At 72.0% G+C, this 12,884-nt stretch carries 11 protein-coding genes; 3 read left to right on the forward strand and 8 right to left on the reverse strand.

Annotated elements, in window-relative coordinates; genetic code table 11:
- Window positions 1-30: 30 nt before the first annotated feature.
- Complete coding sequence (locus ACWGO8_RS08405) at window positions 31-1,182, forward strand: glycosyltransferase family 4 protein (RefSeq protein WP_452042618.1); 1,152 nt, start codon at window positions 31-33, stop codon at window positions 1,180-1,182.
- On the opposite strand, the gene ACWGO8_RS08410 is transcribed toward ACWGO8_RS08405, so the two are convergent.
- Window positions 1,163-2,371: an ABC transporter ATP-binding protein gene (locus ACWGO8_RS08410; RefSeq protein ID WP_452042619.1), complete on the reverse strand. Its 1,209-nt coding sequence runs from the start codon at window positions 2,369-2,371 to the stop codon at window positions 1,163-1,165. The two genes, ACWGO8_RS08405 and ACWGO8_RS08410, sit on opposite strands and share 20 nt — an antisense overlap.
- A 242-nt stretch (window positions 2,372-2,613) precedes the next feature.
- Between ACWGO8_RS08410 and ACWGO8_RS08415 the strand changes: the two genes are divergently transcribed.
- Window positions 2,614-3,138, forward strand: coding sequence for a hypothetical protein (locus ACWGO8_RS08415; protein ID WP_452042620.1), 525 nt, complete (start codon window positions 2,614-2,616; stop codon window positions 3,136-3,138).
- Between the two features lie 123 nt (window positions 3,139-3,261).
- Here ACWGO8_RS08415 and ACWGO8_RS08420 read toward each other — a convergent pair whose 3' ends face one another.
- Window positions 3,262-4,080 (reverse strand): ABC transporter permease, encoded by an 819-nt coding sequence (locus tag ACWGO8_RS08420; RefSeq protein WP_452042621.1) that lies wholly within the window; start codon window positions 4,078-4,080, stop codon window positions 3,262-3,264.
- A gap of 79 nt (window positions 4,081-4,159) precedes the next feature.
- Between ACWGO8_RS08420 and ACWGO8_RS08425 the strand changes: the two genes are divergently transcribed.
- The gene (locus ACWGO8_RS08425; RefSeq protein ID WP_452042622.1) at window positions 4,160-5,317 is read left to right on the forward strand and encodes a glycosyltransferase family 4 protein; all 1,158 of its coding nucleotides are present in this window, start codon (window positions 4,160-4,162) and stop codon (window positions 5,315-5,317) included.
- A 35-nt stretch (window positions 5,318-5,352) separates the two neighbouring features.
- On the opposite strand, the gene ACWGO8_RS08430 is transcribed toward ACWGO8_RS08425, so the two are convergent.
- From ACWGO8_RS08430 to ACWGO8_RS08455, 6 genes are read right to left on the reverse strand one after another with little or no spacing between them, the layout of a single operon-like run.
- Window positions 5,353-6,399 (reverse strand): glycosyltransferase family A protein, encoded by a 1,047-nt coding sequence (locus ACWGO8_RS08430; RefSeq protein ID WP_452042623.1) that lies wholly within the window; start codon window positions 6,397-6,399, stop codon window positions 5,353-5,355.
- Window positions 6,396-7,517 carry a glycosyltransferase gene (locus ACWGO8_RS08435; protein ID WP_452042624.1) on the reverse strand — a complete coding sequence of 374 codons (1,122 nt, stop codon included), beginning with the start codon at window positions 7,515-7,517 and terminating at the stop codon, window positions 6,396-6,398. Before ACWGO8_RS08435 ends, ACWGO8_RS08430 begins: the two co-directional genes overlap by 4 nt.
- The gene (locus ACWGO8_RS08440; RefSeq protein ID WP_452042625.1) at window positions 7,514-8,545 is read right to left on the reverse strand and encodes a glycosyltransferase; all 1,032 of its coding nucleotides are present in this window, start codon (window positions 8,543-8,545) and stop codon (window positions 7,514-7,516) included. Before ACWGO8_RS08440 ends, ACWGO8_RS08435 begins: the two co-directional genes overlap by 4 nt.
- The gene (locus ACWGO8_RS08445; RefSeq protein ID WP_452042626.1) at window positions 8,542-9,675 is read right to left on the reverse strand and encodes a glycosyltransferase family 4 protein; all 1,134 of its coding nucleotides are present in this window, start codon (window positions 9,673-9,675) and stop codon (window positions 8,542-8,544) included. The genes ACWGO8_RS08440 and ACWGO8_RS08445 overlap by 4 nt, the downstream gene beginning before the upstream one ends.
- Window positions 9,672-10,856, reverse strand: a complete 1,185-nt coding sequence (locus tag ACWGO8_RS08450) for a glycosyltransferase family 4 protein (protein WP_452042627.1) — start codon at window positions 10,854-10,856, stop codon at window positions 9,672-9,674. The genes ACWGO8_RS08445 and ACWGO8_RS08450 overlap by 4 nt, the downstream gene beginning before the upstream one ends.
- Entirely contained in the window at window positions 10,853-12,862 is a 2,010-nt protein-coding gene (locus ACWGO8_RS08455) for a glycosyltransferase (protein WP_452042628.1), read from the reverse strand. Before ACWGO8_RS08455 ends, ACWGO8_RS08450 begins: the two co-directional genes overlap by 4 nt.
- Window positions 12,863-12,884: the final 22 nt, after the last annotated feature.

The raw sequence follows: 12,884 nt of genomic DNA on the forward strand, positions 1-12,884 counted from the left end.
GCACCGCACGGATCCGCGCAGGAGGTGGGCATGGCCAGGGTCGCCCTCGTCGCGAGCTCCTTCCTGCCTCGTGTCGGCGGCGTCGAGGAGCACGTCGCGAACGTCGCCGTCGAGTTGCGCGACCGCGGTCACGAGGTCGTGGTCTGGGCGGCCGATCGGGGTGACGTTCCGCTGCGCGATCATCGCGGCATCCGCGTCAGGTACCTGCCCTGCCCGCTCCCGACCCGATCGGTCAGTGGAGTCGCCCGGTTCGGCGCCGCCCTACCGGCGGCTCGCCGGGTCTGGACGCGAGCGCTTCGCGAGGACGCCCCGGAGGTGCTGCACGTGCAGTGCTTCGGGCCGAACGGCGTCTACGCGGAGTGGCTCGCCCGCCGCCGCCGGCTTCCGCTCGTCTACAGCCATCACGGCGAGACGTTCGGCGACGCCGACGGCGCCTTCGACGTCTCGGCGCTGCTGCGCGATCGGCTGGCCCGCACGCTGCGGCGGGCCGACGCGGTGACCTCGGTCTCGGCGTGGGCGGCGGGCGACCTCGAGCGATTCGGGTTCCCGCCCGATCGCGTGCGCGTCGTCTACAACGGCGTGGATCCCGACGAGCCCGTCGGGCCGCCGCCCCCCGGCCTGCCCGAGCGCTACGTGCTCGGCGTGGGACGGCTCGCAGGCAACAAGGGCTTCGACGTGCTCGTCCGAGCGTTCGCGCGCGTCGCCGGCGAGCCGGAGCTCCATGGGGTCGGACTGGTGATCGGCGGTGACGGACCGGAGGCCGGATCGCTCCACCGGCTCGCCGCGGCATCCGGCATCGCCGATCGGGTGGAGATGCCCGGCATGCTCGCCCGTCCGGAGGTCGGCGGGGCGATGCGATCTGCTGCGCTGCTCGTGGTGCCGAGCCGGGTCGAGGCGTTCGGCATCGCCGTGCTCGAGGGATGGCGCGCGGGGATCCCCGTGCTCGCCACCACGCACGGCGGCCCGCCCGAGTTCACGCGTGACGGCGTGGACGCGGTCCTCATCGATCCCGACGACGAGGCGGCGGTCGCCGACGCGTTGCGTCGCGTCCTCGCAGACCCCGCGTTCGCCGGGGCGCTCGGCCGCGCCGGGGGCGCCCGCGTCGGCGACTTCTCCTGGGGGGCCGTGGCCCGCGCATATTCGGCGATCTACGACGACGCGCTCAGCGCACGACGTAGCTGAAGTCGCTGAGGACCGCAGCCCGCTTGTAGCCGTCGTCGGTGGCCATGTCGGGGTACGGGAGGCCGGGCATCACCTCGAAGGACGCGGCGCCCTCCCAGGAGTCCATGACCCCCGAGGCGCAGAGGAACACGTCGACCGAGTAACGTTCCGGGCGCAGCCAGAGTCCGTCGATGTCGAGGGTCACCTCGTGCGGTGCGTCGGGTTCGAGCCAGGTGCCGGTCAGGCGGGAGTCGCACTGGACCACGATCGCGCCGTTCGAATCGGTGACGTGGACCGACACGTAGTAGCGGCGGATCTCCGGAGGACCGGCGGGGATCGAGATGGTGACGCTCTTGCCCTCGGTCACCCCGTAGGTGGGTTGCCCCATGGCGACCGCGGAGGCGCGGAGTTCACCCGAACCCGGTCGCCGCGTCGCCTCCTGCTGCGCCAAGGCGTGCTCGTCGAAGCTCTCGCGATAGTGGTGCATGGTCGTCTCGACATCGCCGTGGTACGCGAGTCGCCCGGCCTGCAGGAACATCGCGGAGGTGCAGAGGTTGAGCACCGTGTGCATCTGGTGGCTGACGAACAGGACGGTGCGGCCTTCGGCCGCCGCGTCGCGCATCTTCGCGATCGACTTGCGCTGGAAGTCCGCGTCGCCGACGGCCAGCACCTCGTCGATCGCGAGGATCTCGGTGTCGAGGTGGGCGGCGACCGCGAAGGCGAGCCGCACGTACATGCCGGACGAGTACCGCTTGACCGGGGTGTCGAGGAACCGTTCAACGCCGGCGAACTCGACGATCTCGTCGAACCGGCGCTTGATCTCGCGGCGTCGCATGCCGAGCAGCGTGCCGTTCAGGTAGACGTTCTCGCGCCCCGTCAACTCGGGGTGGAAGCCCGTGCCCACCTCCAGCAGGCTGCCCACCCGCCCGGCGAGCTCGATGCGGCCCGTGGTCGGCGCCGTGATGCGCGTGAGGAGCTTCAACAGGGTGGACTTGCCGGCGCCGTTCCGGCCGATGATGCCCAACGCCTCGCCGCGCGGTATCTCGAAGTCGAGCGCGTGCAGGGCGTCGAACAGCTCGACCTCCGCGCGACGGAACGGGTGGCGGAGGAGGTCGACCATCGCCTCCGTGGCGCGACTGCTGCGGTGCTGGTGGCTGATGCGGTAGGTCTTCGAGAGGTTCGAGACCGAAATCGCGGTGCCGTTCGCCATGCGATCCCCTCGTTCTCGTTGCGTGCCAAGCTGCTCCGCAGACGGCGACTCATACGCTAACATCCGCGCCATGGCACCCGAATGCGGGGTGACGAGGATATGACTGAGGATTGCTTCTGCTCTAGAGTTGGCCCCTGAAAACCGATACTCTCAGGCCGAGAGTTGCAAACTCACAGCATTCACCCGAATAGCGGTCGCGCTCAGGCGACCGCCTCCAGTCCACAGCCCAGGAGAAGCACGCCATGAGCGACCTCGATCTCGAAGAGAAGAAGCCGGGCGTCAGCCGACGCACGGTCGCCAAGGCGATGGCGTGGTCAGTACCCGCGGTCGCCCTCGCCGTTCCCGCCCCGGCCTACGCCGCGAGCCCCTGTACGCCCGTGCCGTCGTTCGGCGGCCAGAGCTGCAAGTGCCCTGGTGGCTCCACGGGTGTCAAGTTCGGCTACATCCTGCAGATCTGCGTCACGGTCGGTGCGCAGTGCGCACTGCCGCCGGGCGGCCTCGTCGCGACGGTCACCGGCATCGTGAACAACTCGAACAAGCCGCTCACCCCGCTCACGCCGGGCGTCAGCTACCCGATCAACGTCCCGGTGACGGTCGCCCCCAACTGCGGCGGCACTGCGATCCTGTTCGACTCGGAGAGTTCGGCGTCGACGCTCATCGTCTCGTACAAGATCGGCAACGATCCGACGGTCCAGACGATCTCGCTCCCGGCTCCGCCCGACTGCGCGACGAACTGCAGCGGCCCTAGCACGCCGCCAGCGAGCTGATCCATTGGAAGTTGCAGAGGGCCCGGTCGGATCGACCGGGCCCTTCGCCTGTCCAGCACCTTCGGTGCCGTGAGTGTGCTGCACACCGATTCCACTGGCTGTCGGCCCGCGTCGGGATGACGATCAGATCAGATCGGCGAACGAGCGCTCGTTGCGCTGGAACACGATCGAGCCGGCGAAGAAGACGCCGAAGCTGATCACGACCGCGCCGACGGCCTGCCAGGCGGGCGGGAACGCGGTGCCGAGCATCGAGAAGCGCCAGAGCTCCATGAGCCACGAGAGCGGGTTCGCGAGGAACAGCGGCTCGAGGCCCGCGGGCACCGCCTCGAGCGAGTAGGCGACCGGAGTGGCGAAGAGCGCGATCTGGATGACCCACGGGAGCACGTAGGCGACGTCGCGGTAGCGCACCATCCACGCTGAGGTCGCGAGCCCGATGCCGAGCCCGAGCAACACGAAGAGCAGCACCCAGACCGGCATCAGGAGGACTCCCCATCCGGGATTCACGCCGAAGACGATGAGCAGCACGATGCCGAGCCCGAGGCCGACGACGAAGTCGAGCAGCGCGGCCATGACGGTCGAGATCGGCACCAGCATCCGCGGGAAGAAGACCTTCGAGACGAGCGCCTGGTTGGCGACGAGCGATGGCGCGGAACGGCTCACGATGCTGCTGAACAGGGTCCACGCGAGCATGCTGATGAACGTGAACAGGAAGTACGGGATTCCCCCGGTGGGCAGCCCCGCCACGCCGCCGAAGATGATCGAGAAGATGCCCGCCGCGGCGAGAGGCTGGATCAGCACCCAGATGACGCCGATCGCGGTCTGGCGGTAACGCAGCACCACGTCGCGCTGGCCGAACCGCAGGGCGACCTCGCGAGCCTCCCAGAGCTCGTGCCAGTGCGGCAGCGCGAAGCGGCCGGGAGGGGTGATCACCGTGGGTCGCATGCCGGTCCGTTTCGAGAGGTGACCCGCCGATCGGAGGGACCCTCGAATGCTACCCGTCGCTCGGCAATAGCATGGCGAGGTGACAGATGTGGTCCACCTCATCACCCCGGGCGACCACTACTCGCCCTTGACCGGGTCGGCGACCTCTACCGTCGTCAATGGACTCGCAGGGGCGGCTGCCCGCACGACGCCGAACATGCCGCAATTCGTCGTCGTCGATGCCGCGACGTATCGCCCCCGCTACGAGACCGCGGACGCTCTCGAGTTCGCGGGGAACGCACCCGTGTCGCGCCGTGAGCGGGTGGCGGACATCGCGCGCGGGGCTTCGGGGCGAGCGCGGCGTGCCGAGGTCGAGTATTTCGGTCCGGCGATCGAGGTCGTCCTGCGGCGGCCGCCGTCGATCGTCATCGCACACAATGCACCGATCGTGCCGTGGCTGCTCCGCGAGTCGCCGCACCGGGTCGTGCTCTATGCGCACAACCGCCTGCTGCGCACGTTCACGAGAGGTGAGGCAGCGCGAGTGCTCGACGGTGCCGCGGCCATCGTCTGCGTGAGCGACTCCCTGGCCGATCGGATGCGCAGCGACCTGCCCAAGCGGGTCCGCGAGCGCGTGCACACGGTGGGCAACGGTGTCGACAGCGAACAGTTCCGACCGGCGCAGGGCGAGGTCTACGTTCCGACTCCGGAACGTCCGTTCCGTGTCATGTTCGTGGGAAGAATGGTCCGCGAGAAGGGCGCCGACGTCCTCGTGAAGGCGGCGAACTCCCTGGCGCGCTCCGACCTCGAGTTCGTCTTCGTCGGCAGTGAGGGATTCGATCGGAACGCGCCGTTGTCCCGCCACGAGCAGGAGCTGCGTCACCTCGTCGCCGAGGGTTCCGCCCGCATCGTCTTCGAGCCGTTCGTCGACCGGCGCGCCCTGCCCGGCCTCATGCGTACGGCAGGCATGCTCGTCGTGCCGTCGCGTTGGCCGGAGCCGAGTGGTCTGACCGTGGGCGAGGGGATGGCGACGGGTCTCCCCGTGGTCGCGAGCAGGATCGGAGGCATTCCCGAGGTGCTCGGCTCGGCCGGACTCTACGTGGAACCCGAGGAATTCGGATCTCTGGCGGCCGCTATAGCCCTCCTCGCCGATGACACTGCGCTCCGCTCCCGCATGGGCGTGGCGGCGAGGGAGCGCGCGGTCCGGCACGACTGGTCGTGGTCATGGTCGAACCTCGCCGAGGTCCTGCGGGACCTCTGACCCGCGTGGGAATGGAGGCGTGCGGGACCCGCACGCTACTCCTGTTCGCCGGATCCTTCGCGCACGGCCAGTGCCGCGTACTCGGAGAGCCTACGTTCGGATCCTCGCCCTCGCAGCCGCCAAAGTCGAAGCGGAGCGCGGAGTGCACGGTGCGCAACGCCGTCAGCTCCGATGCGGAGAGACTCATACAGCCGCCGTTCCCTGAGGGCGGACCGGGCGTCCGTCAGCTTCCGCTTACTCGTGTCGCGCTGGAAGACTCGCCACGCCGAGCGCAACCGACGGCGGTCCTCTGCGGCGTTCTCGTCGGAGTAGTACGTGTTGGCCCAGACGGCGCGCGTCTCACGGACGTTGAGTCCGGTATTCATCGACGCGTTGCGGCCGTGTCGGCGATACCCGACCATGACCAGGTCCAGCGGCACGATAGGCCCGATCCGGGAGAGCCGCACCAGCGCGTCCCAGTCGTCTGCGACTCGATAGGCGGGATCGAAGCCGCGGATGGCTCGCACTGCTGGCATCCGCATGAGGACCCCGCTGGGCGGGTAGACGTGGTTCCCGAGGAAGATCTCAGGAAGCGTGACGTCTGCGGTGGGAGCGACCGCTCGCATCCCTTCCGGCGTCGCCGCTGTGCGATCGCGCATGAACGACGCGAACTCCCCGGGATGCAACGGGTCGCCCTGGCTGTCGATGAAGTCCGCGATCGCGAACGCGGCACTGGCGTCGGGCCTCCGGGCCAGCAGCTCGACGAGTCGGGCCACGAGATCGCGCGCGATCACATCGTCGTGATCGACGAAGAGCACGAACTCGCTGTCGGGACTCGCCAACCCGAGGCCGACGTTTCGCGTGCCGGCGATGCCGAGGGGCTCCTTGACAGCCAACGAGAGTCGTCGATCGTCGAGCATTCGTCGCACGACCTCGAGGCCGTCATCCGACGAGCCATCGTCGATGACGAGCACTTCGAGCGCGGTGTGCGTCTGCGCGAGGATCGCGCGGAGCGTCTCGCGGATGTACGCCCCGCCGTTGTACAGCGGGATGATGACCGAGACCAACGGTGGTCTTGTCGCTTCGCGCTCCATGTCGTTCATCCCTCAACCATCCGGCCGAGCACCTCGCCCATCGCGCGCGCCCGCTGGGCCCAGTCCGGCACCGGCCCATCGGCGCCGGCCGGGAAGGCCGACCGAGCCGGCACCGCCGCCGCGACCGCGGCCGCGAACCCCGCGCCATCCGCGATCGTGACACGCGGATCGACCGCATCGCGGAATCCCGCGACCGGGGTCGAGACCACCGGGCGTCCCACGGCCTGGTACTCGTACAACTTGATCGGGTCGAGGCTGTCGGTGAACGCGTCGACGACGTGCGGCACGACGAGCACGTCGGCGTGCTGGAGGTATCCGATGACCTCATCGCGTCGGCGTGGGCCGAGCAGGCGCGCGCCGGCGTCCTCGAGTCGTCGAACGTCGTCGCCGCCGAGGAGGTTCGGGCCGACGAGCACGAGCGTCCCCGTCGCGCCGAGCGCCCGCGCGGTGGCCTCGCACAGGTCGACGTCGATGCGGTCGGCGTGCACGGTTCCGAGGTAGAGCGCGACGGGTCCCGCCGGGAGGTCGGACGGACGCGGCCGGGGCCGGCGATACGCGTCGACGTCGACCGCGTTCGGGATGAGCACGACGGGCCGCTGCTCGCCCTTGCGCCGGGCCAGCTCGGGTGAGCACACGACGACCTCGCGCGCGAGACGGACGAGCGTCGCCTCGTTCGCGGCCGTCCGCTGCAGCTCGGCCGCCGGCCGGTCGGCCGCGAGCCAGTCGTCGGTGACGTCGTAGAGCGCGGGCCACCCCGACTGCTCGGCCAGCGGCGCCATGCCCGGGTCGTTGATCCAGAGCAACGGATGCCGCATCCCCAGCTTGCGAGCGGCGCGCATGATCGAGCGGGCGAGCCGGTCGTCGGCGCGACGGTCGAGCCGCCGTGGAAGCCATTTCACCGGACGCACCGAGTGCAGCCGCCCGGGCGCCACGCCCGCGACCTCCCGGATGCCCCGCCCGAAGCGCGGCCGCCGGCGCGACCGCAGGTCGTGCGTGGGGTCGGCAGGCGGCTCGACGAACAGCACGCGCAGGTCGGGGTCCGCCTCCAGCAGGCCTGCGACGAGGTGCTGGTTGCGACGCCAAACGTCGTCCCAGCGCTCCAGCGACGCCACCACGAGCTCGGTCACAGCACCTCCCGGTACACGGCCTCGGTCCCATCGGCCTGCGCGCGGGTCGAGAAGGCCTGTTGCTGGCGGACGCGCTCCGCGGCCCCGAGGTCCGCGCGCCCCGGCTCGTCGTCCGCGAGCGCTCGGAGCCGCCGCGCGGCATCGTCCGCGTCGTCGGCCGTGAACAGGGTGCGCTGGTCGAGGCCCTCGAGTAGCTCCACGTGTCCGCCCGCCGCGGCGGCCACCACGGGGAGGCCGCCCGCCATGGCCTCGAGCACGGTGAGCCCGAGGCCCTCGACCGGGCACGGGGCGACGAGCATGCCGGCACGGTCCATCACCGCGGGCAGGTCGGAGCGGAACCCCGAGAAGCGCACGACCGGCTCGAGGCCCAGCTCGCGGGCCAGCGCGTGCACCGCATCCCGTTCCGACCCGTCGCCGGCCACCTCGAGCGTCCAGCCGTCGGCGGCGAGGCCGGAGGCGGCGAAGGCGCGGATGCCGACGTGCGTGTGCTTCTCGGGCTCGAGCCGCTGCGCGATGAGCACCGTCCGGTCACGCGGGCGGCCGTCGCCCAGCGGGCGCGGGTCGACCCCGGTGTGCACCACCGTGCTGGGCCGGTCGACGGATGCCGCGACGGCGGCGCTGATCGAGACCTCGGCGTCGATGCGCCGCCCCACGAGCGCGTCGATCGGCACCGGGCCGAGGCGCCCGCGCGGCTGGGCGAAGTGGCGCGTGGACACCAGCGCCGGGCGCCGACGCCCGGTGAGCGCGATGACGGCGGCGACATCGGCGGCGGTCATGTGCGTGTTCACGACGTCGACCTCGGCGGCGCGCGGACGCACCGCGCGCTCCACGTCGACGGTACGAGCGGCGGGCACGTGCTCGACGCCCGCTGCGTCGAGGTCGGGTCGCATGCGCTCGGCCGCGCCGCCGATGACGGCCACCTCGTGCCCGTCGGCCGCCTGCGCGAGTGCGAGGCGCAGCACGAACTGCTCGACGCCGGCGAACCCGTCGGACCGGACGGCGTGCAGGATCCGCAGCCGGCCGTTCACGCGCGCCGCTCGCGTTCGGCCCGGAGCGACTCCACGAGCTCGAGGTAGCGCCGGGCGATCTCGCGCCAGGAGTACTGTTCCGCGGTGGCCCTGGCGGCCGCACGCAGCGCCGTGAGGTCGCTCCGGTCGAGCTGGTCGAGTCGATCGCCGACGGATGCCGCGTCGCGGTCGACGAGGTGGCCGTTCTCGCCGTCGCGCACGAGGTCGGGAGCGAACCCGACGCGCGTCGCCACGACGGGCAGGCCGCACGCGAGCGCCTCGAGGAGTACGAGCGCGTTCGCCTCGTAGGCGCTCGGCAGCACGAGCGTGTCGGCGGCCCAGAGGAACGGCACCGGGTCGTCGTGCGTGCCGACGAAGCGGACGCGGTCGGCGACGCCGAGCTCGCGCGCCTCCGACTCGGCGTGGCGGATCATGTCGGGGCTGCCGCCGACGACCACGAGTGTCACGCCGACAGCGCGCGGCAGGCCCTCGATCACGAGCGGGAGCCCCTTGCGCTCGTACTCGTGGCCGACGAACACCGCGACCGTGCGCTCGTCGTCGATGCCGAGCGCCGTGCGTGCCTGCGAGCGCTCCGCGGCGTCGGGCGGGCGAAACCGCTCGACGTCGACGCCGTTCGGGATGACGTGGATGGGCGCGCGGACGCGTCCGTAGGTCTCGACGAGGAGCTCCGCCTCCGCGGACGTGAGGGCGACGATCGCGCGGTGCGTGCGACTCCGGTACCGGATGCGGTCGCGGATCGCCGTGAACAGGTGCACGGGGTTGCGCACCATGCGCCAGGCGTAGTTGCCGCGCGCCCGCATCGCCGCCTGCAGGAGTCCGTGGTTGACGTAGACGTCGCCCGCCAGGACGTCGTTGTGGCAGATCGAGACGGCGTCGGGACGCTGCGCGAGGAACCGGCGCGCCCGCCGCGTGCCGATCGTGCTGAACCAGACCACGTTGCGGGCGCCCTCGAGGTGGTTCCCGATCGTCGTGCGCCCGGTCGATCGGCGAGGGCGCTTGCCGGCCTCGTGCAGCGTGAACCGCTCGACGGTCGCCCCTGCGGCCGCGAACTCCCGTTCGAGCGCGTACGCGACGCCGGCCACGCCGCTGCCGGGCCGGATCGTGGGGACGATCTGCACGATGCGGGTCATCCGACCGCCCTGGCCTGTGCGCCGCCGGTCGCGCCGTGCCCGGTCGTGGCCGCACGCTCGGCGAGCAGCTCCTCGGCGAGGGCGAGGTAGCGCTCGGCGGTCGCGCGCCACGAGTGGCCCTCCACGCTCGCACGAGCGCGGAGTCGGAAGCCCGTGAGCTCGTCGTCCTCGAGCCCGGCGAGTTCCTCGAGCCGCTCGCCGACGGCCCTCGCATCGCGGTCGACGAGGTAGCCGTTGTCGCCGTCCACCACGATCTCGGGGGCGTAGCCGACCCGGGTCGTCACGACGGGCAGCCCGCTCGCGAGCGCCTCGAGCACGACGAGCGCGTTCGCCTCGTAGGCGCTGGGCAGCACGAACAGGTCGGATGCCGCGAGGAACGGGGCGAGGTCGTGCCGGGGCCCGAGGAACAGCACGCGATCGCCGACGCCGAGCTCCTGCGCGGACGCGTTGGCCTCGGCGATGATGTCGTCGGAGCCGCCGACGATGAGCAGCAGGACCGACGGCGCGAAGCGCAGTCCCTCGATGGCGTAGCGCAGTCCCTTGCGGTGGAACTCGTGGCCCACGAAGACCGCCACCCGCTCCTCGGTGCCGAGCCCGAGGGTGCTCCGCGCCTCGACGCGCTCGTCGGGCGTCGGCGGTCGGAAGCGGTCGAGGTCGACCCCGTTCGGGATCTCGAGCAGGCGCGGGCGGACGCGCCCGTACGCCTCGCGCAGCTCCGTGACATCCTGCTGCGACAGCACGACGACCGCTCGATGGGTACGCCCGCGGTACCGGGCGCGGTCGCGCAGGTGGATGTAGATGTGGAACGGGTTGCGCACCATGAGCCACGCGGGGTTGCCGCGGGCCCGCATCGACCCGAGGATCACGCCGTGGTTGACGTAGACGTCGCCCGCCATGACGTCGTTGTGGCAGATGGAGACGGCGTCGGGCCGTTCGGCCAGGAAGCGACGTGCGCGTGTCGTGCCGAACGTGCTGAACCAGACCACCCGCCAGCCGCGCGCGAATCGCCGCAGCAGCTTGGCACGCGGCCAGCGCATCGGTCGCCCCTGCCGCGCGTCGTCGAAGGTGTAGCGCTCGACGGTCGCACCGAGCGCGCGGAGCTGCTGCTCGAGGTTCCAGGCGACACCGGCGACCCCAGAGCCGGGGCCGATGAACGGCACGATCTGCACGATGCGGGTCATGCGACGGTTCCGTCCGCCGGCTCGAGGTACCTGGCCTCCACGCGGACGGGCCCGAGGCGGTAGAGCGCTGCGCGCTTGCGAGCGGCGCGTCCACGCTCGCCGGGGAGCGCGACCGACCGGGCCATCGAGCCGATCCACTGCCCCGTGCGCGCGGACTGCCAGCCGAGCGATCCATGGTGCTTGCGGAGGTAGCGCTCGAGCGAGGCATGGAAGTGCGCCTCGCGCCGCGCGGGGTCGCTACTCGTGCCGCCACCGGCGTGCACCGCCCGGGCGGCGGGGACCTCGGCGTGGCGCCATCCGAGGCGGTGGGCGCGGTACGCCCAGTCGGTCTCCTCGGCGTAGAGGAAGAAGCCCTCGTCGAGTCCGCCGACCTGGTCGAGCGCCTCGGCACGCAGGAGGAGCACCGAGCCGATGACGAACGTCGGCCCGCGGCGGAACCGGGCGAGCCCCAGCGCCTCGAGCCAGGTGGCGGTCGGCGACGGGTAGCGCCACTCCACCTGCGCGGGCGCGCCCTGCTCGTCGACCTGGGAGGGGCCGACGCTCGCGAGGTCGGGCCCGGCCAGCAGTGCCGCGTGCAGTACGTCGATGTCGGCGCGGGAGATCACGGCGTCGGGGTTGACGAGCAGCACGTCGTCGCCCGGACGGAGCCGGTCGGCCAACGCGACGTTGACCCCGGCGGCGAAGCCCGCGTTGCGGCCCGGGTCGAGGTAGCGAACCCCGAGCTCGGCGCACAGCGCGGCGATCTCGGGCAGCGACGAGTTGTCGACCACCGTGACGGGCAGGCCGGCGAGCGGCTCGAGCGCCCGCCGGAGGAGCCCGGGGGCGCCGTAGGCCACGACGACGACCTCGAGGCCGCGCTCGGCGTCCGACGGGCCGGCAGAGCCGGCTGGCGCGACGGCCTCGGCGTCGTGCAGCACCGACCGGTACAGGTCCAGGTACGCGCGGCCCACCTCGCTCCAGTCGCAGGATGCCGCGCGCTCGCGTCCGAGCGCCCGCAGCTCGTCGGCGCGCGGGCCCGCCGCCTCCGCGAGCGCTGCGGCGAGGGCGTCGGCGTCGCCCACCGGGACGACGAGGCCCGCCGCGCCGACGACGTCGGGCAGCGCTCCCGCGTCGCTCGAGACGACGGGCACGCCGCACGCCATCGCCTCGATCGCGACGCGCCCGAACTGCTCGGTCCAGGTCGGCGTCGGGAGCGAGGGCACGGCGAGCACGTCGATCGAGCGGTAGAAGCCGGGCACGTCCTCGGGCGCGAGTGCACCCAGCAGTTCGACGCGGTCGCGGAGACCGCGTCGCGTCAGGATCTCGGGCAGGTCGTCGGCCATCGGACCCCCGCCCGCAATGCGCGCGTGCAGCCGTCGATCGCGGGCCATCGCGTCGAACAGCACGCCGAGGCCCTTCTCGGCGACGAGGCGGCCGGCGAAGCCCACGACGATGCGGTCGGCGGCGGCCGGGGCGGCCGACGCGGCATCCGCCGGCTCGGCACTGAAGCGCTCGAGGTCGATGCCGAGCGGGATGACGCGGGCGCGGCCCGCGAACCCCTTCGCCTCGGCGATGCGCGCGGCATCCGTGTTGCAGGCCGAGATGCCCGATGCGGTGCGCAGCGCGTGCCGTTCGAGCCAGCGGAACGGGATCGGGTAGCGCTTCTGCAGGTTCTGTGCCGTGTAGAGCACGACCGGCGCGTGGTTGCGGCGGAGGGCGCGGAGCAGCAGGACCTCCGCGGTCGCGAGCGAGAACGGCTCCTCGTGCACGTCGATGACGTCCCAGTGCTCGCCGAGGCGGCGCCAGAGCGGGCGGGGGTCGTAGAGGAACAGGGCGGGGTGGCGCCCGATCGTGGCCACCCCGTCGACGTGCTCGCCGGGGCGTGGGTGCAGGTCCACCCGGGCGCCGCCCTCGGGCCACGTCCGGGCGCTCAGGAGGGCGACATCGACCCCGAGGCTCGCGAGGGCCCGCTCCCGGCCGCGCCACTCGTCGACGACGGCGCTGTGCGATACCCTCAGCGCGCGCACACCGCCCCCTCCACGTAGACTG

Source organism: Agromyces sp. NPDC055661, assembly GCF_053618135.1.